The sequence below is a fragment of the Actinomadura rugatobispora genome (genome assembly GCF_042656285.1).
GTDB classification, from domain to species: Bacteria; Actinomycetota; Actinomycetes; order Streptosporangiales; family Streptosporangiaceae; genus Spirillospora; species Spirillospora rugatobispora.
In genome coordinates, this window is the sequence record NZ_JBHSON010000003.1 from 110,334 (window position 1) to 133,292 (window position 22,959).

20 protein-coding genes are annotated in these 22,959 nt (G+C 72.3%); 11 read left to right on the forward strand and 9 right to left on the reverse strand.

Going from position 1 to position 22,959, the window contains the following annotated elements:
- Positions 1-72 precede the first annotated feature (72 nt).
- Positions 73-633, forward strand: a complete 561-nt coding sequence (locus ACFPZN_RS02725; RefSeq protein ID WP_378279766.1) for a hypothetical protein — start codon at positions 73-75, stop codon at positions 631-633.
- 19 nt (positions 634-652) lie between these two features.
- Positions 653-817, forward strand: a complete 165-nt coding sequence (locus ACFPZN_RS02730) for a hypothetical protein (protein WP_378279768.1) — start codon at positions 653-655, stop codon at positions 815-817.
- 73 nt (positions 818-890) lie between these two features.
- On the opposite strand, the gene ACFPZN_RS02735 is transcribed toward ACFPZN_RS02730, so the two are convergent.
- Positions 891-1,802, reverse strand: a complete 912-nt coding sequence (locus ACFPZN_RS02735; protein WP_378279769.1) for a chymotrypsin family serine protease — start codon at positions 1,800-1,802, stop codon at positions 891-893.
- Positions 1,803-2,245: 443 nt separating this feature from the next.
- On the opposite strand from ACFPZN_RS02735, the gene ACFPZN_RS02740 reads away from it, so the two are divergent.
- From ACFPZN_RS02740 to ACFPZN_RS02760, 5 genes are all read left to right on the forward strand, one after another.
- Entirely contained in the window at positions 2,246-2,992 is a 747-nt protein-coding gene (locus tag ACFPZN_RS02740) for an AfsR/SARP family transcriptional regulator (RefSeq protein WP_378279771.1), read from the forward strand.
- 171 nt (positions 2,993-3,163) lie between these two features.
- Positions 3,164-3,781 carry a hypothetical protein gene (locus tag ACFPZN_RS02745; RefSeq protein ID WP_378279773.1) on the forward strand — a complete coding sequence of 206 codons (618 nt, stop codon included), beginning with the start codon at positions 3,164-3,166 and terminating at the stop codon, positions 3,779-3,781.
- Positions 3,782-3,904: 123 nt separating this feature from the next.
- Positions 3,905-5,146 carry a sensor histidine kinase gene (locus ACFPZN_RS02750; protein WP_378279775.1) on the forward strand — a complete coding sequence of 414 codons (1,242 nt, stop codon included), beginning with the start codon at positions 3,905-3,907 and terminating at the stop codon, positions 5,144-5,146.
- Positions 5,134-5,784 (forward strand): response regulator, encoded by a 651-nt coding sequence (locus ACFPZN_RS02755; protein ID WP_378279777.1) that lies wholly within the window; start codon positions 5,134-5,136, stop codon positions 5,782-5,784. The genes ACFPZN_RS02750 and ACFPZN_RS02755 overlap by 13 nt, the downstream gene beginning before the upstream one ends.
- Before the next feature lie 47 nt (positions 5,785-5,831).
- Complete coding sequence (locus ACFPZN_RS02760; protein ID WP_378279779.1) at positions 5,832-6,287, forward strand: SitI3 family protein; 456 nt, start codon at positions 5,832-5,834, stop codon at positions 6,285-6,287.
- On the opposite strand, the gene ACFPZN_RS02765 is transcribed toward ACFPZN_RS02760, so the two are convergent.
- Both ACFPZN_RS02765 and ACFPZN_RS02770 read right to left on the reverse strand, forming a co-directional pair.
- Entirely contained in the window at positions 6,271-7,206 is a 936-nt protein-coding gene (locus ACFPZN_RS02765; protein ID WP_378279781.1) for a sigma-70 family RNA polymerase sigma factor, read from the reverse strand. The genes ACFPZN_RS02760 and ACFPZN_RS02765 overlap by 17 nt on opposite strands.
- Before the next feature lie 10 nt (positions 7,207-7,216).
- The gene (locus ACFPZN_RS02770) at positions 7,217-8,386 is read right to left on the reverse strand and encodes an NAD(P)/FAD-dependent oxidoreductase (RefSeq protein WP_378279783.1); all 1,170 of its coding nucleotides are present in this window, start codon (positions 8,384-8,386) and stop codon (positions 7,217-7,219) included.
- A gap of 526 nt (positions 8,387-8,912) precedes the next feature.
- Between ACFPZN_RS02770 and ACFPZN_RS02775 the strand changes: the two genes are divergently transcribed.
- The 3 genes from ACFPZN_RS02775 to ACFPZN_RS02785 all read left to right on the forward strand — a co-directional run bounded on the left by ACFPZN_RS02775 (position 8,913) and on the right by ACFPZN_RS02785 (position 11,444).
- The gene (locus tag ACFPZN_RS02775) at positions 8,913-9,527 is read left to right on the forward strand and encodes a restriction endonuclease (RefSeq protein WP_378279785.1); all 615 of its coding nucleotides are present in this window, start codon (positions 8,913-8,915) and stop codon (positions 9,525-9,527) included.
- A gap of 9 nt (positions 9,528-9,536) precedes the next feature.
- On the forward strand, positions 9,537-10,757 hold the full coding sequence (locus ACFPZN_RS02780) for a DUF4241 domain-containing protein (protein ID WP_378279787.1): 1,221 nt from the start codon (positions 9,537-9,539) through the stop codon (positions 10,755-10,757).
- Positions 10,758-10,871: 114 nt separating this feature from the next.
- A complete protein-coding gene (locus ACFPZN_RS02785) occupies positions 10,872-11,444 on the forward strand; it encodes a TrmH family RNA methyltransferase (RefSeq protein ID WP_378279789.1) in 573 nt (190 codons plus the stop codon).
- Here ACFPZN_RS02785 and ACFPZN_RS02790 read toward each other — a convergent pair.
- From ACFPZN_RS02790 to ACFPZN_RS02810, 5 genes are all read right to left on the reverse strand, one after another.
- A complete protein-coding gene (locus tag ACFPZN_RS02790) occupies positions 11,441-12,925 on the reverse strand; it encodes an AAA family ATPase (RefSeq protein ID WP_378279791.1) in 1,485 nt (494 codons plus the stop codon). The two genes, ACFPZN_RS02785 and ACFPZN_RS02790, sit on opposite strands and share 4 nt — an antisense overlap.
- 5 nt (positions 12,926-12,930) lie before the next feature.
- On the reverse strand, positions 12,931-17,379 hold the full coding sequence (locus tag ACFPZN_RS02795; protein ID WP_378279793.1) for a tetratricopeptide repeat protein: 4,449 nt from the start codon (positions 17,377-17,379) through the stop codon (positions 12,931-12,933).
- A gap of 145 nt (positions 17,380-17,524) precedes the next feature.
- Positions 17,525-18,442: a hypothetical protein gene (locus ACFPZN_RS02800; RefSeq protein ID WP_378279795.1), complete on the reverse strand. Its 918-nt coding sequence runs from the start codon at positions 18,440-18,442 to the stop codon at positions 17,525-17,527.
- Between the two features lies 1 nt (position 18,443).
- On the reverse strand, positions 18,444-18,950 hold the full coding sequence (locus ACFPZN_RS02805; RefSeq protein WP_378279797.1) for a SigE family RNA polymerase sigma factor: 507 nt from the start codon (positions 18,948-18,950) through the stop codon (positions 18,444-18,446).
- A gap of 228 nt (positions 18,951-19,178) precedes the next feature.
- Positions 19,179-21,332 (reverse strand): BTAD domain-containing putative transcriptional regulator, encoded by a 2,154-nt coding sequence (locus tag ACFPZN_RS02810; RefSeq protein WP_378279799.1) that lies wholly within the window; start codon positions 21,330-21,332, stop codon positions 19,179-19,181.
- 275 nt (positions 21,333-21,607) lie between these two features.
- Between ACFPZN_RS02810 and ACFPZN_RS02815 the strand changes: the two genes are divergently transcribed.
- Positions 21,608-22,426 (forward strand): SAM-dependent methyltransferase, encoded by an 819-nt coding sequence (locus ACFPZN_RS02815; protein ID WP_378279801.1) that lies wholly within the window; start codon positions 21,608-21,610, stop codon positions 22,424-22,426.
- A 20-nt stretch (positions 22,427-22,446) separates the two neighbouring features.
- On the opposite strand, the gene ACFPZN_RS02820 is transcribed toward ACFPZN_RS02815, so the two are convergent.
- Complete coding sequence (locus tag ACFPZN_RS02820; RefSeq protein ID WP_378279803.1) at positions 22,447-22,953, reverse strand: hypothetical protein; 507 nt, start codon at positions 22,951-22,953, stop codon at positions 22,447-22,449.
- Between the last annotated feature and the right edge of the window lie 6 nt (positions 22,954-22,959).

Here is a 22,959-nt window from a genome sequence, read left to right on the forward strand (position 1 = left end):
GGCTCTCGACCATGACGGTGTCTGTTCGGCTCCCCGTCCGCCTGCCCGGACGGGGAGGAAAGCGGGGCGAGGATGGCGGCACGTCCGTACACGTACCTGGATCTGGCGGACTGGGAGGATCCCGGTGACGCGCGGGCCTCCCGGAACTGGCTGGAGGAGACGATCATGCTCGTCGACTACCGGCGGACCCGCCTCAGCGAGCTGTCGAGGACCGCGGTCGACTGCTTCGGGGACGGCGCGGCCACGGGCGAGTACCGGCACTTCGTGCCCTGGAGCTGGATGGTGCGGCGGATCGCGGAGACGGTGACCACGACGGACATGACCGGCGCCGACACCGTCGACTGGCTGCGGGCGCGGATGCGCGGCCTGGGGATCGCCGACCTGGGCGCCCTCGACCCCCGCGCCGACCGGACGGCGTTCGACACCTGGTTCTCCTGGACGGTGGACCAGCTGTGCGACTGGCCCCGCAACGTCTACCGGTGGCCGCTGTCCACCGGGCACGCCGGCGGGACCGCCCTCGACCTGCCCCTCGACCTGCCGGGCGGGCCGATCGTGCCGACCGCCCTCAAGATGCGGCTGCTGGACGCCCGCCGGTCGCTCATCACCTGGCTCGACGTCCCGAGCACGGTCTGAGGCCGGGCCTGGACGTGCCATGGACGTCGACTTCCGCCGGCTCCCCGACCCGGCGGCGTTCGAGACGCCGGAACCGGAGGAGGCCGGGGAGTACGGGCTGCTGATGCCGTACCCCGGCCCGCCGGTGTTCTGCTGGTTCGACGAGGAGCCCGCCGACCTGGCCGGGGACCCCCCGACCGCATGAGGGCGCGGGGAAGGCCCGGGGCCTCGGGCCTCCCCCGCGCTGGACGTCCCCCTCACCGGACGTCCGCCGGCGGTCAGATGTCCAGGATCACCTGCAGGTCATTGGCGATGCTGTTCCACGGGGTGAAGATCGAGTAGTCACCCCCCTGACCGGTCGGCGGGCTCACGTCGTCCAGGATGCCGCGCAGGTCGACCGACTGGCCGCCGATGTGCATGCCCAGCAGCGTGACGTCCTGGTCGCCGCCGCCGGTCTTGGCGTAGACCGGGGCACCGCTGTCGCCGGGGATGCCGGTGTAGGTCCCGAAGCACTGGTTCACCTTCGTGGTGCCGTCGTCGAAGGTGACGGTGACCCCGGTCTGCGCCACGACGCCGGACTGCTCGTCGGGCTTCTGGGAGCCCTGCATGTAGACCTTCGCGCCCACCGCGGGATCGCCGGTGTCGGTGATCTGGTAGTAGGCGTCCGCCGCCTTCCAGATCTGCCGCACGCCGAGGTCCGACGGGCTCTCGACGAACGCGCAGTCGGTCGTCCCCCCGTCCACGTCGCTCACCTTGCTCGCGGTACCCGCGAAGTAGTTGTAGTCGTTGCTCTCGTAGGGCTGGAAGACCGGGACCCCGGTCTTCCCGACCACGTGGCCGGCGGTGAGGAAGCCCTTGCTGCCGTTCATGTTCCCCACGACGGTGAGCGTCCCCTCGCCGTCGGTCGAGATGAGCAGGCCGCCGACCAGAGGCGAGTTGGGCTGCCTCTTGCCGGCGTGCCGCACGGCGGGCTCGGCCGCGACGAACGTCAGCGGCACGTCCGGGTCGATGTCCAGGGTGTCGCGCAGGTCCGGCGCGGACGGCAGCGCCGAATGCGGCATTCCCACGACGACCGTGTGCGCGGTCGCGTCGACGTAACAGGTGTGGACCGGCAGGTCGGCGGCGCCGGATCCGGCCATGTGCCGGCTGATCTGGTGGTGCGCCGCCCGCAGCTGGGCTTTCGATGCCATGGGTGTTCGTCTCCGTCTTCTGTGTCCGGCCGGCCCTTTCGATTCGCCGCCGTGCGCCCTGCGCGATCGGCGGCTTTTCGGCGGTCCGGCCGTGGAGAATTTCTCGCCCGGCCATCGCAGCAACGGGCCGTCACCGGACCGTCACCGCTCCGGACGGCACGGAATGGCCGTGCCCGCCGCCGTGAAATCACTTCATGTCCAGCTAATTCGGCAAAGCCATAACTGCAAGATCATTGCTCGCTTGTTCGTCAAATGAACCGCGCGGTGACGCGGCGGTGACGCCCTATCCGGATGCTGCTGGGACGTTCCTGCCGAACGCTCGAATGACCCGGCCGGAGCGTTCGGCGAGCCCGGATGATGACGAATGCCATTATTCGGAGCCGGCGGCATGACTTTGTGCTCCGCCGCTTCGCCGCGCCGTGGAACCGAACAGGAGGAGCATCATGGCCATTCACCTCGCAATGGCGTCCGGACCCGCCGCTGGGCCGGCTCCCGCCCGTCTCGAACTGCTGGGCGACTTCGCCCTTTTAATGGACGGACGTCCGGTGAACATCCCGCCGGCCGAGCAGCGGCTGCTGGCCTATGTGGCGTGCGCCGACGCCCCCGTCTCGCGGAATGCGGTCGTGAGCGCGCTGTGGCCCGACAGCGATCCGGTGCGGGCGCGGGGCAACCTGCGGACCAGTCTTTGGCGCATCAGGCGCATCGGCCCGGTGCTGATCGGTTCCGCCGGGAACGGCATGTGCATCGATCCCGCCGTCTCGGTGGACCAGCGCCAGGGCGCGCACCTGGCCCGCCGGGTGCTGGCGGGCCAGGAACGGCTCATGCCGGAAAGGGCGCAGGAAATGCGGCTCCTGGACCGGGACGTGCTTCCGTACTGGTTCGAGGAATGGGTCGATCCCTACCGGGAGTCGTACCGCCGGCTGCGCGTGCGGGCGCTGGAGGAGGCCGGGCACAGGCTGCTGGCCGACGGACGCCCCGGCGACGCGGTCGCGCTCGCGGCACGGGCGATCAAGGCCGAATATCTCCGCGACAGCGCCCACTGGCTCCTCATCCGGGCCCTCATGGCGGAGGGGAACCACAGTCAGGCCGTCGAACGCTACCGGCACTACGCGCATCTCCTGGAGACCGAACTCGGGGTCACCCCGCCGCTGTCCCTCATGGAGATCCTGCACGGGGAGCGCCGCCGTTAGGACGCCGGCTTTTCCGCCGCCTTTACCGCCGCCATCACGAATCACCACCGAGCGGACCGATTCGGTGACGCACCGGTGACACGGCCTTGGTGAAGTGTCCGGCAGAGGGCGCCGCAAAGGAATTCGGGCGCCCGGCCGGAACGACCGGCCTCATCATCTGGAAGGAATCCCATGACCGAGTACGTGCTGCGCGTCGACAACCAGTCGGCCAATTTCTTCGACTTCTGCGTGTTCCAGCGGATGCCGGACACGACCGTGCGCGACGTCTTCTCGCTGGCCTGGTTCGCCCAGTCGGCGCACCCGACCACCCAGCTCACCTTCCGCTGGACGATCGACTACTCGTTCGTCTGGAACGAGCCCGGGACGCTGGTGCCGGGGGTCATCTTCGACGACTCCCAGACCTGGGACGCCGACCCGGCCGACCCGGCGCTGAACACGGTGGGCCTCGACTACACCGAGGGGGCGTTCACCTTCGAGCGGAAGGCCGGCGCGAGCAGCAACGGCCTTTACATCAAGCAGGGGCCCGAGGTGCCCGCGAACACCGCCGGCGTCGGCATCGGAATGTCCGGCAACGGCACCTACCTGGTGCAGGCGCAGCCCAACCTGGAGCTGGTCTTCCAGCCCCACCCGAACTACTGGGTGGCCGCCGGCACCTTCACCGAGGGCCAGATCCTGGACCTCGAGACCATCACCAACGTCGCCGAGGTGGACTACGCGAACAACGTCTACGACGTGACCGCCACGCTGCAGGGCGACAACTCCTGGAACGTCCAGCCCACCAGCCGGTGACACGGCGGCGGAGGCCCGGAGCCCGTCCGGGCCTCCGCCCGTGGTACAGCAGGCTGTACTCCTCCGGCGACGGCCTGACACTGATCATCGCGGCGCCCTATCGTCCTGGCCGAGGAGGTGCGGATGTCGACCCACACCGGCCGGCGGGTGCGGGCCCGCGCCCGGATCACCCTGGACGCGCTGGAGCACATCGTCGGCGGGCTCGGCACCGCCGTCCTGGCGCTGATCGCGCTGGTCTGGGCGATCGTGGTCGCGCTGACCTGCCTGATCGGCGTGGGCCGCCTGCTGCTCCCCGTCACGCTGCGCGGGGTGCGCCTCGTCGCCGAACGCGAACGCGCCCGGCTGTCGCGGTGGGGCCCGGAGATCATCGGCCCCGCGCCGATGCCGCCCCGGGCGCGCGACGCCCTCGCCGACCCCGCCGTCCGGCGCGAGCTGGGCTGGGTCGCCGCCCACGGCACCTGCGGGCTGCTCCTCGGCGTCTTCGGCGCGTCCCTCCCGCTGTGGGTCATGCGCGACCTCGCCTTCCCCCTGTACTGGTGGCTGATCCCGGGCGGCCCCGTGGAGCGGTCACCCGAATGGTGGCTGGTGCACGACTTCACCGGCGCCCTGCTGGTGGTGCCGATGGGGCTGGTCTGGGCGGCCGCGCTCGTCGCCCTGAGCCCGGTCCTGGCCCGCCTCCAGGCCTGGCCCGGACGGCGGCTCCTGGCCTCCGCCTCCGACACCGACCTCTCCCTCCGGATCGCGCAGCTGTCGGCCACCCGCGCCGCCGCGCTCGACGCCCACGCCACCGAACTGCGGCGCATCGAACGCTCCCTGCACGACGGCACCCAGAACCGGCTCGTCGCCGTCACCGTCATGCTGGGCGCGACCCGCCGCGCCCTCGCCCGCGACCCCGCCACCGCCGACGCCATGCTCGAACGCGCCCAGGCCGCCGCCGAGCAGGCGCTCGCCGAACTCCGCACGGTCGTGCGCGGCATCCTGCCGCCCGTCCTGGACGACCGCGGCCTCACCGGCGCCCTCGCCGGACTCGCCGCCGACTGCGCCGTGCCCTGCCGCGTCGACGTCGACATGCCCGGCCGGTGCGCCGCGTCCGTCGAGGCCACCGCCTACTTCGTGGTCGCCGAGGCGCTCACCAACATCGCCAAGCACAGCCGCGCCCGGCACGCCGCCGTGACCGTCCGGCAGCACGACCACCGGCTGCACCTGCGGATCGACGACGACGGCGCCGGCGGCGCCGACGAGGGCCACGGCTCCGGGATCACCGGGATCCGCCGCCGGATCGAGGCGCACGACGGCCGCCTCACCCTGACCAGCCCGGCCGGTGGGCCGACGACACTCCAGGTGGAGCTGCCATGCGGATCGTGATCGCCGAGGACGACCTGCTGCTGCGCGAGGGCCTCGCGCTGCTGCTGCGCGCGGAGTCGCTGGACGTGGTCGCCGCCACCGACGGCCCGGACGCCTTCCTGAAGGCCGTCGACGAGCACGGACCCGATGTCGCGATCGTGGACGTCCGGATGCCGCCGACGCACACCGACGAGGGCATCGTCGCCGCCGTCGAGGCCCGGCGCCGCCGTCCGGGGCTGGCCGTGCTCGTGCTGTCCGCCTACGTCGAGCAGGCGTTCGCCACCGAGCTGCTCTCCGGCGGCGCCGACGGGCTCGGCTACCTGCTCAAGGAACGCGTCGGCCGCGTCGAGCAGTTCATCGACGCCCTGCACCGCGTGGCCGCGGGCGGCACCGCCGTCGACCCCGACGTCGTCGCGCAACTCCTCACCCGCACCCGCCCCGACACCGCCCTCGAACGCCTCAGCCCCCGCGAACGGGAAGTACTCGCCGTCATGGCCGAAGGGCTGGGCAACAGCGCCATCGCCGAACGCCTCTTCATCACCGACGGGGCCGTCCACAAGCACATCCGCAACATCTTCGCCAAGCTCGACCTGGCCCCGGCCGACCGCACCGACCGCCGCGTCGCCGCCGTCTTGCGCTACCTGGAGAACACCCGGTAGCACTGACCGAAAGCCGCGGGCCCCACATCTGCAAGCGAGGTCGTCACATGGCCATCGACTACGCGCTGGAACTGGCCTGCCCCGAGCCCGCGGACCGCGTCGCCCGCGTCCTGCCCCAGACCCGCCTGCCCAGCGGACTCCTGGTGATGGCCGGCGAACGGTCCCCGCTCCCGTTCCCCGACCCCGTCGAAGAGCAATTCGGCTTCACCCCGACCGTCCACGTCCTCTTCCGCCTGGACATGCTCGAAGACGGCGCCCGGCAACGCCGGGACATGATCCGCCTGGCCACGACCATCCTCGACCGATTCGACGGCCCGGCTCTCCTGACTTTCGCCGGAGAAATCACCTGGCTCCTACGCCGGAACGGAAAACTGATGATCTCCGACCGCGACGACTTCTGGCCCCCCCTACCTCCTCTCCCTCCTCCCCCGCCCCCACGAACGCACACCCCTCCCCAACCTGTGAACGCGCTCAGCAAATCGGCGGTCACCACTCGGCGATGATCGGCGCGTCGGGTTCGTGCTGCCGCCAGGTCTCGGTGAGGCGGGCGAGGCGGGACGGGGCGGCGAAGCCGCGGACGGTCGCGACCTTGCCGCCGCTGATCTCGAACGCCGCGGCGCCGACGACCTGGTCGCCGAGCACGGCGAGGATGGCCGGGGAGCCGTTGACCAGCCCGAAGTGCATCGCGAGGGCACCGCCGACCAGCCGCCGCTTGGCGGGAGTGGGTGTGAACCCGGCCCGCGCGACGACGGCGACGCGTTCGGGGGTCCCGTACCGCAGCAGCGTCCTGGCCAGTCCGGCGCCGTCGGAGATCGCGGTCGCGTCATCGGTGAGCAGCGCCACCAGCCGTTCGGTGCGCCCCGACGAGGCGGCGGCGAGGAACTCCTCGACGACCTCGCGCGCGGACGCGAGGTCGACTTCGCCGCCGCGGCGCGCGCCCGCGACACGGCGCCGGGCCCGGTGGGCGTGCTGCTGGCTCGACGACTCGGTGATGTCGAGGATCCCGGCGATCTCCGCATGGCCGTAGGAGAAGGCCTCGCGCAGGACGTAGACGGCCCGTTCGACCGGCGAGAGGCGCTCCATGAGGGTCAGCACGGCCAGCGACACCGATTCGCGCTGCTCGAAGGTGTCGGCCGGGCCGAGCATCGGGTCGCCCTCCAGGAGCGGCTCGGGCAGCCAGGCGCCGACCGCGCGCTCGCGGCGTGCCTGCGCCGAGCGGAGCCGGTCGAGGCACAGGTTCGTGACGATCTTGGTCAGCCAGGCCTCCGGCACCTCGACCAGCTCCCGGTCGGCGGCCTGCCAGCGCAGGAACGCGTCCTGCACGGCGTCCTCGGCGTCGGCGGCCGAGCCGAGCAGACGGTACGCGAGCGAGGCCAGCCGGTCCCGGCTGGCCTCGAACCGTTCGATGGCGGTGCTGTCCATCAGGACCAACCTATGCGGCGACCCTCTCGGGTGCCGCGGCCAGGCGGCGCTTGCGCTTGGGCATGCCGAAGGTCGGGTGCGCCACGCCCAAGCGGGCGCCCTTGAGGATGCCCGCCTTGACACGGGCGGCCTTCCTGCCGCCCACGTACCAGGATTTCGATCGCGCCTCACCGTCGACCATCTGGAGGATCCCGTCCCGCCTCCCGAGGCTGATGTGGTTGCCGACGTAGACCAGCTTGGTGTTCGAGACCCGGTCGCCGGTCAGGCGTCCCACGATCGCCTCGAACGCCTGGACGCCGGTGTAGCCGGCCGACGCGCACGACATCGGCAGTCGCCGGCCGTTCTCGCCGATCGCGTGGACGCTGTCGCCCGCGGCGTAGACGTCCGGGTGCGAGACCGAGCGCATGGTGCGGTCGACGACGATCTGACCGGTCTCGGCGACCTTCAGGCCGGCGGCGGCCGCGATGGAGTCGACGGCGAACCCGGCCGTCCATACGGTCGCCTCGGCCGGGAACAAGGTGCCGTCGGCGCCGACCGCCCGCGTCGGCTCGACGGCCTCGATGCTGGTGTGCTCGTGGACCGTGATGCCGAGCCGGTCGAACGCCTGGCGCAGGTGGCGGCGGGCCCCGGGTGAGAGCCAGGCGCCCAGCTCGCCGCGGGCGGCGAGCGCGACCGAGAGACCGGGCCGTGACTCGGCGAGCTCGGTGGCGGTCTCGATGCCGGTCAGCCCCTCGCCGACGACCAGCACGGTCCCGCCTTCGTCCAGGCTGTCCAGGCGCTCGCGCAGACGCAGCGCCGAAGGCCGCCCGGCAACGTTGAAGGCGTGCTCGGCCACGCCGGGGACACCGTGGTCGGCGACCCGGCTGCCGAGCGAGTAGAGGAGCGTGTCGTAGGCGAGTTCGTCCCCGCCGGTCATGGCGACGGTCTTTCCCTCGGGGTCGACGGAGGTGACGCGCGCCAGGCGCAGCCGCACCCCGGTCCCGGCGAACATGTCGGCGAGCTTCTGGGTCCTGAGCCGCTGGCCCGCCGCGAGCTGGTGGAGGCGCATCCGCTCGACGAAGTCGGGCTCGGCGTTGACGACGGTGATCTCGGTGTCGGCGGGAGAGAGGCGGCGGGCCAGGTTCCCGGCGGCGTACGCCCCGGCGTATCCGGCGCCGAGGACGAGGATGCGGTGCTTCATGGCGTTGCTCCTGTCTGGTTCGTTGCCCCTTGAGCGAGACAGCGCCCCGATTCCTGACAGGAGCCGACTGTGAAGCGCGTCACCGGGCCTGCCTACCTCGTCCGCGCAGCCTCCGAATCAAGCCTCGCGATGGTGGCCAGGGCGCGAAGGTGGGGGCCGAGCGTGCGATCTCGGGTCTGCTCCGGCTCACTCCACCTGGACGAAACGGCCAACCCCGAACGCAGGCTGTGCCCGTTCAGGCCGGGGACGCCCGCCCGTTCGCCGCAGAGGACGACGCGATCGCTGATGGCGCGACCCGACATGCGTCCACCGTCCATCGAGCACCGAGCCTACGGCGCGGTTTGTGTGGCGCGATGTCGGCCAGTGGGTCGGCGTCGGGAAGCAGGAGATCGGCACGTAGGCCGAAGTGTGCGGCCGTCCTCCTTGCGCCAATCCCTTGGCTGAGGGGGGAAATCCTGGAAGAGCGACCGGAATGTCAGAGGGGGGTGTCATTCTCGGGTCAGGTCGCAGTCAACGGAGGTTCTTGATGGCAGCTCCTCCGCCCGCCCGGAGCGGGCCGCATGTCGTCGTTGTCGCCGGGGGCGCGCTGGTCGCCGGTGCGCTGGCCATGACCGTCGTGTTCGTGGTCGCTCCCTTGGTGGCCGAGTACTGGCCGTGGATCGTGGGCGTCCTGACCGTCGCGCTGCTGCTGGCGGCGGGCGGGGCCGTGCTGCTGGTGATGGAGCGGCGCGAGAGGAGGCGGCGGGCGGAGCGGTTGCGCGAGCTCGCCCATCTGGAACGGGTGGACGTGATGACCGGCGCGCAGTTCGAGGAGCTCACGGCCGAGCTGCTGCGCAGGGACGGGTTCCGGGCCGTCCAGGTGGTCGGCCGGGCCGGTGACCGGGGCGTCGACGTGACGGCGCTGACCGGCGACGGTGTCAAGGTCGCCGTGCAGTGCAAGCGGCAGCAGAAGACGGTCGGCGCCGACCGCGTGCGCAACCTCATCGGGGCCGTGCATTCGACGTATCGGGGTCATGTCGGGGTGCTGGTCACCAACAGCACGTTCACGCGGCACGCGCTGGACGAGGCGGACGGCACGCTGGTCCTGGTCGACCGCGACGCGCTCGCCCGCTGGATGGACGGCGAACCACTGGCTCTCTAGGAGGCGAACATGGTGGATGAGCTTGAGGTCTCCTACCACGAGGGGTGGGATCCGGGCGCCCGTGCGGCGGTCGGGGCGCTGTCCCCGGAGGTCGCGCGCGGCCGTGATCATGCGGGCGAGCAGTACGCGGTGCTGCTGTCGAGTGCGGGACGGCCCGTCGCGGTCATCGAGATCGCGTGGGGCGCCCACTACTGCGCGACCTGGCTCCTGGACGAGGAGGGGCGGCGCGACTTCGTCGCCGAGGGACGCGTCCTCGCCGAGGGCCGCCTCTTCATCAAGCGGCTGCGCCAGTGGGTGTACGCGGACGCGGGGCGGCCCGAGTTCGACGACGTCGCGGAGCGGCGCACCTGGGTGGTCAGGCTGGACGGGCAGCTGTGGTTGCAGCACGAGCCGTCCGGCAGTCGCGGCGGGCGGACGGACACCGGCCGCGAGGTCTCACCGGACGACTACTGGATGGACGTCCCCGAGTTCGGCGACTGGGGAGCGCTCGCCGGGTTCCTGGCCATTCGCGGGGAGCTTTCCGGGGAAGTGGTCCTGCGCGAGGTGCCCGGGGTGGAGGGCGAGGGGCTTCCCCCGGAGGAGCGGCCCTGGCACCCGCCGCGGCCACTGCGGCCGGGGCGGATCGACCTCCTGTTCACCGAGGGCACGCGCCACCGGTTGACGACCGGCGAGGAGGTCACCGTCGAGGTGTGGCGGGCCGGGGCGGGGCGGTTCTCGTCCGGGAAGGTCGCCGCCGCCGATCCCGGCTGGCTGGACTCCGATGTCGCGCCGTTCACCACGGCGGTCTCGCCGGGCGAGTACGACCTGGTGCTGTCCCGGCTCCGGCTCGACGACCCCCCGGAGGCCGCGATCGTCGCGGCGGCCAGGCTGGAGATCAGCGAGCAGCCCGTCGCGAGCTGGGAGCTCGCGCTGCGCGACGGGCAGGATCCCCGGACGCTCGGCGAGGGCGAGTTCTTCGGCTTCGGCGTCGACGCGGGGCTCGGCTGCTTCGTGGACGCGGCGGCCCTCCCCTCGCTGGCGGAGATCGTCGAGGAGGCGTGGGAGGAGACCTTCTCGGGGGACGAGACCGGGCCGGCGCACGAGTTCACCGATCCCGGCACGGGCGCCAACCTCATCGCGTTCCGGTCCGGATTCGGCGACGGCTCGTACCCGACGTGGATCGGCCGGGACGAGCGGGGCGGCGTGGCATGTTTCGTGGCCGACATGCTGGTCGTGGACGAGCCGCTGTGATCAGCGGGGCGGGCCCTGGCCCCTTTGGTCCGCCAGGCCGTAAAATGGGGCGAAATCCGTACCGGCGATGGTCCGCTCACACCGAGAAGTGCGCTGCTCCATGAACTCTCTCTCGTGCAAGGGGGGCTTGACCGCCCCGTCCCGGTGACGACCCGTACCGGGGCAGGAAACCCCGGCAAGATCCGCACCAGGCCGCGCCGCGAACTCCGCCGCACCCGTCGGCGCCGCGCGCACTCCTGCTGGGATCATCTGATCGCCGCCCCGCTGTGGCCGCTGCACGGCGCCAATCTCGGCACCCTGCTGCGCACCTGCGACGCGGTGGGCGCCTGCCTGGCCGTGCCGCGTTTCCCCTGGGTGCCCGAAGCCCTGGAACGGGGCAACACGCTCCGCCGTCCGTCCTGCGTGCACTGGGTGAACGACCCGCTCTCCTGGCTGGAGCACCAGCGCGCCGAGGACACCCAGGTCGTCGGCGTCGAACTCGCCGACGAGGCCGTCCGCCTGGCCGACCTCCCCGCCGCCCGTACGCGTACGGTCGCGGTGCTGGGCCACGAGCAGCACGGCATCCCGCCCGAGGCCCTCGACCTGCTCGATCTGGCGGTGGAGATCCCCATGGTCGGCACCGGCCAGAGCCTCAACGTGGCCGTCGCCGGCTCCCTGGTCCTCTACAAGCTCGCCGGACTGCTCTAGGGGTTGAGGAGTTCTCTCAGTTCGTCGCAGTAGAGCTTGAACTTGCGCTGGTCCATGGGGGTGACCACGGACATCCTGTTGTGGACCATGGGGTTGCGGACCTTGGCGAGCAGGGAGAAGCGCTCGCTCCAGTAGCTCTTGTCCTTGTTGATGACCTTGCCGAAGATGTCCCAGTGCGAGGCCATCAGGTCGTAGAGGTCGCGCGGGTAGGTGAAGTCGAGGAGGCGGGTGGAGGCGCGGGAGCCGAAGGAGGCGACCTCGCGGTCCATGAGCTGGCCGCACTTGTCGAGCATCGCGGTGAGCTTGGGGCGGGTCTTGCGGAGTTCGTCCGGCCAGTCGGGGCCGTAGCGGTCCTCGAAGGAGCGCTCGATGAGGTCGCGGAGGCCGCGCTCCACGCTCATCCAGTTGTCCCAGTCGGCCACGTCGCGGCTCAGCAGGGCGAGGTACTGCTGGAAGTGGTCGGAGAAGGCGCCGTAGGAGTCGTCCCGCACCCGGACGAGGCCGCGCTGCTGCAGGCTCAGCGCGTCGTTCGGGGTCACCACGAGCTGGGGGCCGAAGACGACCTCCAGCATGTCGCGGAGCTTGCCGTCCGCGCGCAGGAGTTCCTCCAGGTCGCGGTAGTAGTACTGGAACTCCGGGGGCATGGGGCCGTTCAGCGTCGGGATGTCGCCGGGCGGCGGGCCGTCCGGGTGCGCCTCGAAGACGCGTTCCAGCAGGACGCTCGCCAGGTACGGGTGGCCGCCGGTGAGCTCCTCCAGGCGGCCCGCCAGGTCGCCGGGGACGGGCAGGCGGGCGACCAGCTCCTCCAGTTCGGGACGGTCGAAGCAGACCAGGAAGATCGAACGGAAGATGCCCGGGAAGGTGGACTCGTCCGGGTCGGCCATGTCGACGATCTCGCGCAGCTCCCGGCGCGAGGTGGTGACCAGGCCGACGTTGCAGTCCAGGTTGTAGGCCAGCTCGCGGAGGGCCTGGAAGGTGCCCGGCTGGGACTTGAACGCCTCGCGGGCGGCGTCGAACTCGTCCAGGACCAGCACCACCCGCCAGCCCCGCCGCCGCACCAGCCGGAGGAACTCGCGCGCCTCGCTCTGCAGCTCCGCCCAGTCCAGGTCCGGGGCGAGGGCGCGCTCGTAGGCGCGGGCGATCCGCGCGTCGGTGTCCGGCACGCGTTCGCACACCAGGTCCCAGACGTCCTCGACGAGGCGGCGGAACAGCCGGTGCGCCCCGCCCTGCACGCTCACGTTCATCCAGACGGGCAGCAGGCGCGGATGCTCGGCCTGGACCTCGGGCCGCATGAACAGGTGGTAGGCCAGGCTGGACTTGCCGATCCGCGGCGGCCCGATGATGGCGGTGGCCGCGGCGGTCGGCTGCGCCAGCACGCGTTCCCGCAGCGTCCCGATCGCCCCGGCCCGGCCGACGTGCGCGTCGCCGTGCACGATGTGCCCGACCGTGGCGAACGGGTTGCCCGCACGGCTGTCGGTCATGTCCGCTACGCCTTCCTGTGCCACAGCCACTCGGCGAACAGCCCCACCCGGATGCGGTAGCGGTCCTCGGCCTCCTGGACGATCACGTTCCGCCGCACGAGGTCGTCCAGGACCCGCGGCCCCTCCGGCAGGTCGCGCGCCTTGCGGCCGTCCAGGTGCAGGTCGCGGCGGCGGCCGGTGAGGCAGACGTTCAGCACCGCCATGACGGTGTCCCCCGGCAGGTCGCTGACATCGGCGTCGCCCGGGGTGAGCAGGTTGTCGAACTGCTCCTGCAGGAGGGCCTGGTCGCCGCTGACCAGCGCGGTGGCGACCCGGTCGACGTCGGCGGGGCCGATGAGGAGTTGCCGCTCGGCGTTCATGTGCTGGATGAGGCGGTTGCAGAACAGCTGGATGTAGTACGGGCTGCGCGCGGTGAGTTCGAGGATGCGCTGCACGGAGTCGCCCCGGTAGCGGTTCTCCTGGTTCTCCAGCCGGACCGGCTTGGTGATCAGCGCCTCGGCGGGCCCGATGTCCAGGTACGACACCGGCTCCTGGCGGGCCACCTGGAACTCGTTCGGGAACGCCTTCAGGAACCGCGGCATCAGGTCGTTGCCGACGACGGCGCTGCTGAACAGCTTGCTCTCCAGCATCGCCTTCCACGCCTTCATGAACTCGCGGGGCAGGCCGCCGCGCTCGATCGCCGAGTACAGCACGGTGAACTCGTCCAGGAGCAGCACCATCCGCCAGTCGCGGTAGGCCTCGCTGCGCCGCATCCCGCGCTGGATCCCGCGCATGTAGTCGTCGAAGTAGATCTGCGGGTCGCCGCTGTCGATGAAGTCGCGCAGCACGGGGCGCGGCAGGTCCAGGGCGGGCCGGCCCTCCTCCTCGTGGTCCTCCAGCTGCCGGAAGAACGCGTCGGCGATCTTGTAGAGGAAGCGGGCGTGGTCGAGGTTGGTGGCCAGCTCCAGCAGGCTGAACTTGGCCGCCAGCACCGGCGGTTCGAGGGCCTGCTGCAGGTGGTGGAGCACCGAGGACTTCCCGACGCGCTTCTGGCCGTAGATGACCACGCACTTGGCGTCGGGCCGCTCCAGCGCGTCCACCAGGGTCTGGATCAGCTCCTCCCGGCCGTAGAACATCTCCACGTCCTCGACCGGGGAGCCCTCCGAGTACGGGTTGGGGATCGGCTTCCAGTCCTGCGGGTCGTTCAGCCGCAGCGACAGCGTGTCGGGCTCGGTGACGACGCGCCGGTCGGACCGGACGGTGAACTCCAGCCGGTAGCGCAGCGTCACCAGCCGCTCCCCGACCGCGTACGGCGTCACCACCAGCGGCACCGTGCAGCTCTCGGTCTGCTCGTCCCGGAGGCTGTGCGCGACCTGGATGGGCTCCGGGACGCGCCGGTAGTCGTCGGGGTTGTCCAGCACGCGCAGCATCACGTCCACGGCCGGGCTGCGGCGCGGCAGGTTCTTCACGCTGAGCTGCACCTGGATGGTGGACGCGGCGTCGGGCGCGTAGCTGGGCAGGACCTGGTCGACCTCCAGTTCGCTGGGCTCGGCGGCGCGCCCCACCTCGTCGAAGTGCGCCGTGATCGCGGCGTCCAGCTTCCGCAGCAGCGGTACGAGGTACTCCAGGGAGAGCCGGGTCGGGTACTCCTCGATCTCCGCGACCAGCTCCCGCACCGCGGTGCGGATCTTGGACTCCAGCCGCTCCTGCTCCAGGTAGGAGGTCTGCTCCAGGTAGCCGCGGATGTCGCCCAGCGTGGTGGCGACGGTCTTCAGCCGGTCGATGTCCAGCGGCGTCGTCGGGGCCAGTGTGCGCGCCTGCTCCAGCTGCTGCTGGTCCTCGGCCAGCGTGCCGAGCGGCTCGCTGCGGTCCAGCGGAAGCTGCAGCGACTTGCGCTGCTCGTCGTTCTGCTGGCGGAGCGTGCGCAGCGCCTCCTGCCAGACGGTGACGTACACGTCCCGGGTGCAGCTGCCCGCCTCCCGGCCGAGGTAGGCGCACACCTCGTCGAACAGCACCCGGCGGATCTCGGCGACCAGGAACGTGCGCGACACGATCTCCTTGCGCACCGGGTCGGACCCGCCGGCCAGGTTGAGCAGCCCGAGCAGCAGCGGGCGGCGCAGGCTCTCGTTCTCCAGCACCCATTCCACGACCTTCTCGAACGGGGGCTTCTCCTGCGGCTGCTGCCAGTCGGGGTCCAGGTAGGACAGGACGAACTGGATGACCTTGAGCCTGCCCATCTCGTCCCAGGGGCCGAGGGCCACCGCCTGCGCGTAGTAGGTGCGGGTCACGTCCCCGTGCCGGCGCTCGGCGGCGCACAGGTCGCCCATCGCCGCGCCGAAACCGCGCAGCGACCGGCGGAACAGGTCGTCGTCGGTCTGGTTGAGGTCGCGCAGGATCCGCGCGGCCGACAGGTTGTAGGCGGCCCGGTCGGCCGAGCGCCGCGAGCCGAGCTTGCGGATCAGCGCCTCCAGGCCGTGCACGTCCTTCTCGCTGAGCGTGCCCTCCTGGACGCGCAGCGGGTTGACGCCCGCGTACTCGCAGCGGTCCAGGTGCAGCAGCAGGATGGGGCTGATCGAACCGGGCTGCTCGGGGCTCCAGTCGCTCTTGGCGAGCAGCACGTCGATCTTGTCCCACATGCCGGTGCGCTCGGCCTTCTCCAGCTCCTCCCAGATGTCGCGGAACTCGGGGTTGCGGGGGCCGTGCTTGAGCAGCCGCTCGGCCGCGTCCTTGGCGCTGCGCGCGTCCCGCAGCTTCCGGTACGCCACGATCAGCCGCTTGAGCAGCCCGGTGCGGGTCTGCTTGGAGTGGTCGCCCTCCAGCAGCGCCTCCAGCAGCAGCGCCGCCTCGTCCCACCGGCCGAGGTCGCTGACGATGGTGATGATCATGTTCTGGTGCGGGAGGTGCTCCTGCACCTCGTGGTCGGCGTCGCGGAGCAGCGTCAGCGCCTCCTCGCTGCGCTTCTGCCGGTGCAGCAGCCAGGCCAGGGAGCGCACCGCGCGCTCGTTGTCGCCGCCCTTGGCGATCGCCTGGCGGTACAGCTCCTCGGCCTTGGCCGGGTCCTTCTCCTGGGTGTCGGCGCGCTGCGCCCGCGCGTACAGCGACCCCCGGTCGCGGGCGGACTGGGGCTTGGACGGCCGGCCGGGCGCCGTGGCGGGACGCGGCGCGGGGGCCTTCTCGCGCCGCGCCACGTCGACGATCTCCAGCAGCTCGGCATGCTCGGGGTGGTCGGCCAGCGCCCGCTGCGCGATCTTCAGCGCGTCCGCGAACCTGCCGAGGTCGAGCTGGCGGCGGGCGGCGAACACGTGCAGGCGCGGGTCCTTGGGGCTGATCGCGGTCTCGTCCTCGGTCTCCTCCGCCGAGCCTGGCCGCGAGGCGGCGGGCGCGGGCCGGGCCGACTCGGGTTCCGGTACGAGCCGTGCGGCCGTCTCGGACGGCGCCGGCGGCGCGGGCGTGCGCCCCGGCCCCGGCGGCGGGACGGGCATGCCGGGACGCGCCGGGACGCGCGGAGCAACGCCTCCGCGAGGGGCCTGCGCCTCGGGACGGTACCGTTCGGCCGCGCCCGGTTCGAGGGCGTCGAGCACCCGCGCGAGGTCGTCGGCGTCCGGGCCGGTCTTGTACAGGAGCGGCTCCAGGTCGTACGCCCGGTCGGTGGCCAGCCGCCACACCAGGTACAGGCCGGCCCGTACCGCGACCGCGCGTTCGGCGGCGCCGGTCCGCGCCGCCGCGAGCACCGACGCGGGCAGGGAGAGGTCGCCGACGTCCAGCACCAGCGCGAGGAAGAGGCCCAGCGGCTGGTCGTCGGCCTGCTGGGCGGGGCTCAGGCGCAGCGCGTCGCCGAGGACCGCCGCGGCCGCCTCGTGCTCGCCCGCGCGCATACGCAGCACGGCCAGGTCCCAGGCGTAGCGCCCGCCGTACCGGGCCGCTCCGGCCATCCACTCCGCGGCCTGCCGCCGGGACGCCTCCGTGCCGCTGCGTTCGAGGAGCAGCAGCGCGGCCAGGTGCGCGGCGGGCGCGTACCCGCATCGCCCGCTCGCCGTGACCAGGTCGCGGATCGCCTGGATGGCGCGGCCGGGCTCGTTCAGCGTGCTGGACGACGCGAGCCGGTTGCGCACGCGGTTGAGATGCCCGTCGACCTCCTGGACGATGCCGTAGGAGAGCGGGATCGCGGTGTCGCGGGCGAAGACGGGCGCGGTCAGCTCGGCCTGCTCGGCGTCGACCGCGAACTCCTCCGGCAGCCGCTCCCAGTCGGCCGACAGCACGACCGGTTCGGGTTCGGGGGGCGGGGCGGGCGCCCGCGCGGCGGCCGGGACGGCGGGCGGCGGCGCCGCGACCGCCACCGACGCGTCCGCGAGTTCGATCTGCTCGATCGACGTCGCCAGAAGAAGCGAGGGTCCTTTTTCGGTCACCAGCACCAGGCTGTCGGCGTCGATCGCCTCAAGCCGGCCGCGGGTGGACCGCCCCCCGATCAGATGCACCACAACGTCCGAGCCGACGGAATACCATCGCTGGACCAGCCCCAGATCCACAGGTAAACCCTAACCGACATCAAAAGGGCGGACTTCTCCTTAAACGATATTCTCAAAAGGTGCTGCCCGAATTGCCAGTATTGGTCGGTCGCAGTCAGTCCGAGCAGAGGGACGGGGGCGGATTGGTGAGGCCGTCATGGCAGTCGGCGGGCGCGAAGCCCCCGGCCTCGCCCTTGCTCTCGGGCCGCCACGTGTGCACGGCGCGGCCCGCCGAGTCGTACCCGGTCACCGTTGCGACCCGGATCGTCACGGGACTCATCGCACCGCGCGACATCGCGTCGCCCTCGCCCTTGGTCGGGACCACTTTGGTGGGCGTGTGACCGAGGAAGAACCCGTTGTCCACGGTGGCCTCGGACGTGCGCCCGTTCTCCCAGGCGATCCTCACGCGTGCCACGCCGGGCTTCGCGCGGCCCACGAGGACGACACTGAGCGCGTACGCATCCCACGCGCTGGGCGACACCTGCCGTATCGCGTCGACGCGGAACGGGGCGCCGAACGTCCACAGGCCACCGGAGGTCCGTCCTGGCCAGGCATGGAAGATCGGCACCTCGACATTCCCCGCCCTCTCGCTGGTGGCGCACAGCACGAAGCCCGCCTCGCTCGCCACCTCGGCCAGGTAATCTCCCTTGTCCACCGGTGACTTCACCAGCAAGCGGAAGTCGCTCGCGCTGCCGTACTCGGGACGGTGCTCGCCCCCCATTCCCCTGGGGACCCCGTTCCGCAGGCAGCGGCGGGCGGTGTTCAGTTCCTCGGGCGAGTTCTCCGGGAGGCCCTGCGAGGTCTTGTCCGGCCGGGTGGTGTTCAGGGCGGGGGCCTTCTCCCCGGAGCCGGTGGCCTGCGTGAAAGTGACGGGCACGGCGACGGCCACGGCCAGCGCGAGCGCGGCACCGGCCGTGGCGCGGGTCCGGCGGCGGCGGTCGGCGGCGCGCAGCGCGCGTTCGGCGAGGCCGTCCACGGGCTCGGCCCGGTCGGCGATGCGGCCCAGCGCGTCCTTGAGCATGTCGTCGGTCATCTCACGCTCCCGTGAACTCGAGGTGGGCGGCGAGGTCGGGGGCCAGCTCGCGCAGCCGGGCGAGGGCGCGGTGGGCCTGGCTGCGGACCGTCCCGACCGAGCAGCCGAGGATCTGCGCGACCTCGCTCTCAGGCAGGTCCTCGTAGTAGCGCAGCACCAGCACGGCGCGCTTGCGCGGAGGCAGCGCGAGCAGGGCCTGCTCCAGCGTCACGCGCAGGTCGACCTCGCGGCTGCCGTCGTCCACCGGTATGTCGGGCGGCTCGGCCACGATCGCCTCCCGGCCCCGCCGCCGCCAGCGGTTGACCTGCTCGTTGTAGAGCACGCGGCGCACGTACGCCTCGGGGTTGTCGTGGACGTGGCGCCACCGCGCCGCCGTCTTGGCCAGCGCCGACTGCAGCAGCTCCTCGGCCGCGTGCTGGTCGCCGGTGAGCACGTACGCCGTCCGGATGAGGGTGCCGGACCGCGCCGCGACGAACGCGGTGAAGCTCTCGCGGGCTTCTCGGTTCACGGCGCCTCCTTCCGATGTCACCCCAATAGACACCGGAGCCCCGTACTCCCTATGCCGCCCGCCGCGAGATTCTCCGGCGGCCCTTCCCTCCCATGGTCTTCATGTCCATTACGCCGTCCGGTAGCGGACGATGACGGGGCTGCCGTTGACCTCGACGGCCTGGCCCGGCTGGACGGCCCGGGGCGCCTGGCCCGAGCGGGCTGTCCGACCGCTATGCGGCGCCTGTCATCACGGGTCGGCGGGCCGCACGGCGCGGAAGCGCACCAGGACGGGACGCTCGGTGAGCGGCAGCTTCACCCCGCCGTGCACCGCCGCGACCCGGCCGTCGAGGTGGTCCGCGCGGTACGCGCCGTGCTCCAGCCGCATCTCGGCGCCGCCCTTGATCGCCCACCGCACCGCGCCCTCCTCTCCACCGGCGAGCCGGAAGCGGCACTGCCGGACGCCCTCGGGCAGGCCGTCCACGCGGCCCTGCCCGCACGACCGGATGCGGGCGCCGTCCAGCCACTCCTGCAGCTGTTCGACGAACAACGCGGCGCGGGTCGGGGGGCTGCCCTCCACCTGGAGCACCAGGGGCAGGTTCCGGACGCCCCAGCTGTAGAAGTACATGCGGGCGTAGCGGGCGTAGAGGCCCGCCAGGTAGAACCGCACCGCGAAGTTGTTGGCGTCCTCCTCCCCGAGCGAGGCGTCCGTCGGGCCGGAGTGGCCGGGGCCGGTGACCCACATCGGCAGGTGGACGCCCTCGTCGTGCAGGGCGTTGTAGACGAGGGTCGCCTGCTCGGTCATCTCCTCCGGCCGTCCGCCCGGGTCGCGCGGGTGCAGCTTGACGGCCACCGCGTCGCAGTGGCGGTAGCCCTTCAGGGACGCGAACCGGGCGATGTAGCGGAGCCCTTCGGCCTCCCACAGCTCCCCTATGGACGGGCACACGACCGTGGCCCGCGGGTCCTCCCGCCGGATGATGGCGGAGGCGCGCCGCGTCATCTCGGCCAGGGTGGGCAGGTCGCCGGTGTAGTGGTGGGGCGTGTTGGCGTAGTCCCAGAGTTCGTAGGCGCCGATGCGTCCCTTGTAGCGGGACGCCACGGCGCGGACGTAGCGGTCCCAGTGGGCCAGGTCGCGGGGCGGCGCGGTCCTGGAGTCGTCGTCGTAGGCGCTCCGGGGGCCGTCGGGCGCCGCCCAGGACGGCGTGATGCCCATGGTGTAGAGCATCGGGAGCCGGGCGCCCTCGGCGCCGTCGACCATGCGGTCGAGGTTGGCCCAGTCGAACGCCCCGGGGCGCGGCTCGACGTTGGCCCAGCGGGTGCGGCTGTCCCAGAACCGGACGGCCCCGGTGCGGAAGCCGGGCATGGCGCCGCTGTTGGTGCCGACGCTCGTGCCGAAGAACGTCGCGGGGACCGGCTTGGGCGGGTCGTTCACCCACGCGGGCCCCGGGACCCACTGCCGGTCGGGCGTGCCGGCCTCGGCGCGGTGGCGGTCGGTGACCGACGAGCCGCTCAGGCTGACCGCCAGCGTCAGCGCGACGCCGGCCGCGGCGAGGCGGAGCCGTACGCTGCTCGTTCTCCGCGGAGCCGGGGGCGGCGCAGGCGCTGGTGGCGGTGGACGCTCCGGACGTGTCGGGGGCGGGTCCGGCTCGGCGGCGCGCAGGGCCGGATCGTCCCGGAGCACGGCGTCGTGGACGCGGCGCAGCCGTTCGGTCGGTTCGAGCCCGGTCTCCTCGACCAGCAGGGCGCGCCCCTGGCGGTAGGACTCCAGCGCCTCCGACCGCCGTCCGCAGCGGTGGAGGGCCAGCATCAGCAGGGCGCGCAGCTCCTCGCGGAGGGGGTGCTCGGCGACCAGCGCGGCCAGTTCGGCGGCGGCGGCGCCGTGCCGGCCGAGGGCGAGCTCCACGCCAAGGCATTCCTCGTACGCGGCCAGCCGCAGCTCCTCCAGGCGGGCGGCCTCGCGGAGGACGAACGCCGCGTTCGCGCCGTCCAGGGCCCGGCCGCGCCACAGCCCGAGCGCCTCGCGGAAGGCGGCGGCCGCCTCGTCCGGGTGCCCCCGCCGGACGTCGTCGCGGGCGCGGGCGACCAGCTCGGTGAACGCGGTGACGTCCACTCGCGCCGGGCCCGCGCGCAGCACGTAGCCGGGCGGGCAGGTCTCGATGAGGGAGCCCGCCTCGCCCAGGGCGCGCCGCACCCGGTGGACCAGCGTGTGCACCTGGGTCCGGGCGGACCCCGGCGGGAGGTCGCCCCACAGCTCGTCCACCAGCCGCTCCACCGACACCACCCGGCCGGTGTCGAGGACCAGCGCGACCAGCAGCGCGCGCTGCCGCCCGCCGCCGAGGGGCACCGCGCTCCCGCCGATCGTCACCTCGACCGGGCCCAGCACCGAGAAGGCGACCTCGCGCATCTGCTCCTCCAGCTCCGGCGCTTCGGTACCGGCGGGACACGGACATTCAGCATGAATCAGGGACCAATTTCCCGGCCGACCCCCTCGGAAAATAGCACTTCGGAGCCGCTCCGGCCGAGGTCCGGCGGGGATCCGGGCGGAGGCCCGGACGAAAACCGCGGAGTCGGAAAATCGGCGCGTTCGTCGTCCGGTTCCGGGAAAGTCCGCCGCTAGTATGCGATCACACCATTCCCAGGTCCGTATGGACTGCCGACCCCGACTTGGAGTCCGACCCCATGACAGAACGGCCTCCCGCTTCGCAGTTCGCGTCGATTCCCGAGATCCGCTCGGACGTGGCGCACGCGGCGCGGGTCTGGAACTACTGGCTGGGCGGCAAGGACAACTACGAGGCCGACCGCGTCGCCGGTGACGCCGTTACCGCGACCTACCCGCAGATCGTCGACATGGCGGTGAAGTCGCGCGGGTTCCTGGTGCGCGCCGTACGGCATCTGGCGGCGGAGGCGGGCGTCCGCCAGTTCCTCGACATCGGCACCGGCCTGCCCACCATGCAGAACACCCACGAGGTCGCGCAGGGCGTCGCGCCCGAGTCGAAGGTCGTGTACGTGGACAACGACCCGCTGGTGCTGGCGCACGCCCGCGCGCTGCTGGTGAACACCAGTCCCGAGGGCGTGACCACCTATGTCAACGCCGATTACCACCAGCCCGACCAGATCATCGCCGACGCCAGGAACGTGCTGAACTTCAACGAGCCGCTGGCCGCCATGTTCATGGGCGTGCTGGGTTTCGCCCCCGATTTCGACGAGGTGCTCTCGATCGTCCGGCGGGTCATGGACGCGGCACCTTCGGGCAGTTATCTGGTGCTCTGGGACGCCACCGACACCAGTGAGGGAATGCGCGTCGGCACCGACGGTTACAACGCCAATGCGCCCATCGCCTACAACCTGCGTTCCCCGGAGCGGCTCGCCCAATGTTTCGAGGGGCTGGAGATGGTCGATCCGGGGCTGGTGCCGCTGACGCAGTGGCGGCCGGACGAGGTGGAGGTCGGGACGATCGAGCCGGTGGACGCGTACTGCGCGGTGGCCCGCAAGCCCTGAGCCGCGCGAACCCGGGCAGGTCAGGCGCAGGCAATCTCCAGGTGCCGCGCGAGGGAGCGGGCCGCCCGTCCCGAACGCAGCACGCCCGCGTCCGGTGCGCCGGGCCGCACGGCGGTGGCGTGCACCCCGGACGGGTCGATCGCGAGGTTCACGTCCAGCGTGCGCACGGTCGCGGTGAGGCCCGCGTGCCGAACGGCGACCGCCCACACCACCAGGGCGTGGCCCGGCACCGCCTCCGGCAGCGGGGCCTCGGTCGAGGCGTCGCCGGGGTCGGGCGCCACGAGCGGCCCGTAGCGGCGGGCCAGCAGGCCGATCGCCTCGTCCAGCGAGCGGGCGAAGTGCCACCCGTCCGGGGCGTGCAGCCGCCACCCGCCGCCCGGCCATGGTGACGCCTTCACCCGGCGCAGCCGCGGCGGGCCGACGGCGAGCAGGGCGTTCAGGGCGCGCGCCCGGCGGACCGCCCCGCCCTGGTCGAGCGGGGCGATCCGTTCGGTCCACGTCGCGGCCGTGCCGCAGGCTCCGCACATCGGTGC

Bases quoted from the DNA above. Each gene is read 5' to 3' on its own strand.
- ACFPZN_RS02810 (WP_378279799.1), bottom strand. From the start codon at position 21,332: ATGCGCGAGGTCGCCTTCTCGGTGCTGGGCCCGGTCGAGGTGACGATC.
- ACFPZN_RS02820 (WP_378279803.1), bottom strand. From the start codon at position 22,953: ATGTGCGGAGCCTGCGGCACGGCCGCGACGTGGACCGAACGGATCGCC.
- ACFPZN_RS02775 (WP_378279785.1), top strand. From the start codon at position 8,913: ATGGCAGCTCCTCCGCCCGCCCGGAGCGGGCCGCATGTCGTCGTTGTC.
- ACFPZN_RS02780 (WP_378279787.1), top strand. From the start codon at position 9,537: ATGGTGGATGAGCTTGAGGTCTCCTACCACGAGGGGTGGGATCCGGGC.
- ACFPZN_RS02750 (WP_378279775.1), top strand. From the start codon at position 3,905: ATGTCGACCCACACCGGCCGGCGGGTGCGGGCCCGCGCCCGGATCACC.
- ACFPZN_RS02730 (WP_378279768.1), top strand. From the start codon at position 653: ATGGACGTCGACTTCCGCCGGCTCCCCGACCCGGCGGCGTTCGAGACG.
- ACFPZN_RS02790 (WP_378279791.1), bottom strand. From the start codon at position 12,925: ATGACCGACAGCCGTGCGGGCAACCCGTTCGCCACGGTCGGGCACATC.
- ACFPZN_RS02815 (WP_378279801.1), top strand. From the start codon at position 21,608: ATGACAGAACGGCCTCCCGCTTCGCAGTTCGCGTCGATTCCCGAGATC.
- ACFPZN_RS02740 (WP_378279771.1), top strand. From the start codon at position 2,246: ATGGCCATTCACCTCGCAATGGCGTCCGGACCCGCCGCTGGGCCGGCT.
- ACFPZN_RS02735 (WP_378279769.1), bottom strand. From the start codon at position 1,802: ATGGCATCGAAAGCCCAGCTGCGGGCGGCGCACCACCAGATCAGCCGG.
- ACFPZN_RS02760 (WP_378279779.1), top strand. From the start codon at position 5,832: ATGGCCATCGACTACGCGCTGGAACTGGCCTGCCCCGAGCCCGCGGAC.
- ACFPZN_RS02725 (WP_378279766.1), top strand. From the start codon at position 73: ATGGCGGCACGTCCGTACACGTACCTGGATCTGGCGGACTGGGAGGAT.
- ACFPZN_RS02765 (WP_378279781.1), bottom strand. From the start codon at position 7,206: ATGGACAGCACCGCCATCGAACGGTTCGAGGCCAGCCGGGACCGGCTG.
- ACFPZN_RS02800 (WP_378279795.1), bottom strand. From the start codon at position 18,442: ATGACCGACGACATGCTCAAGGACGCGCTGGGCCGCATCGCCGACCGG.
- ACFPZN_RS02770 (WP_378279783.1), bottom strand. From the start codon at position 8,386: ATGAAGCACCGCATCCTCGTCCTCGGCGCCGGATACGCCGGGGCGTAC.
- ACFPZN_RS02755 (WP_378279777.1), top strand. From the start codon at position 5,134: ATGCGGATCGTGATCGCCGAGGACGACCTGCTGCTGCGCGAGGGCCTC.
- ACFPZN_RS02745 (WP_378279773.1), top strand. From the start codon at position 3,164: ATGACCGAGTACGTGCTGCGCGTCGACAACCAGTCGGCCAATTTCTTC.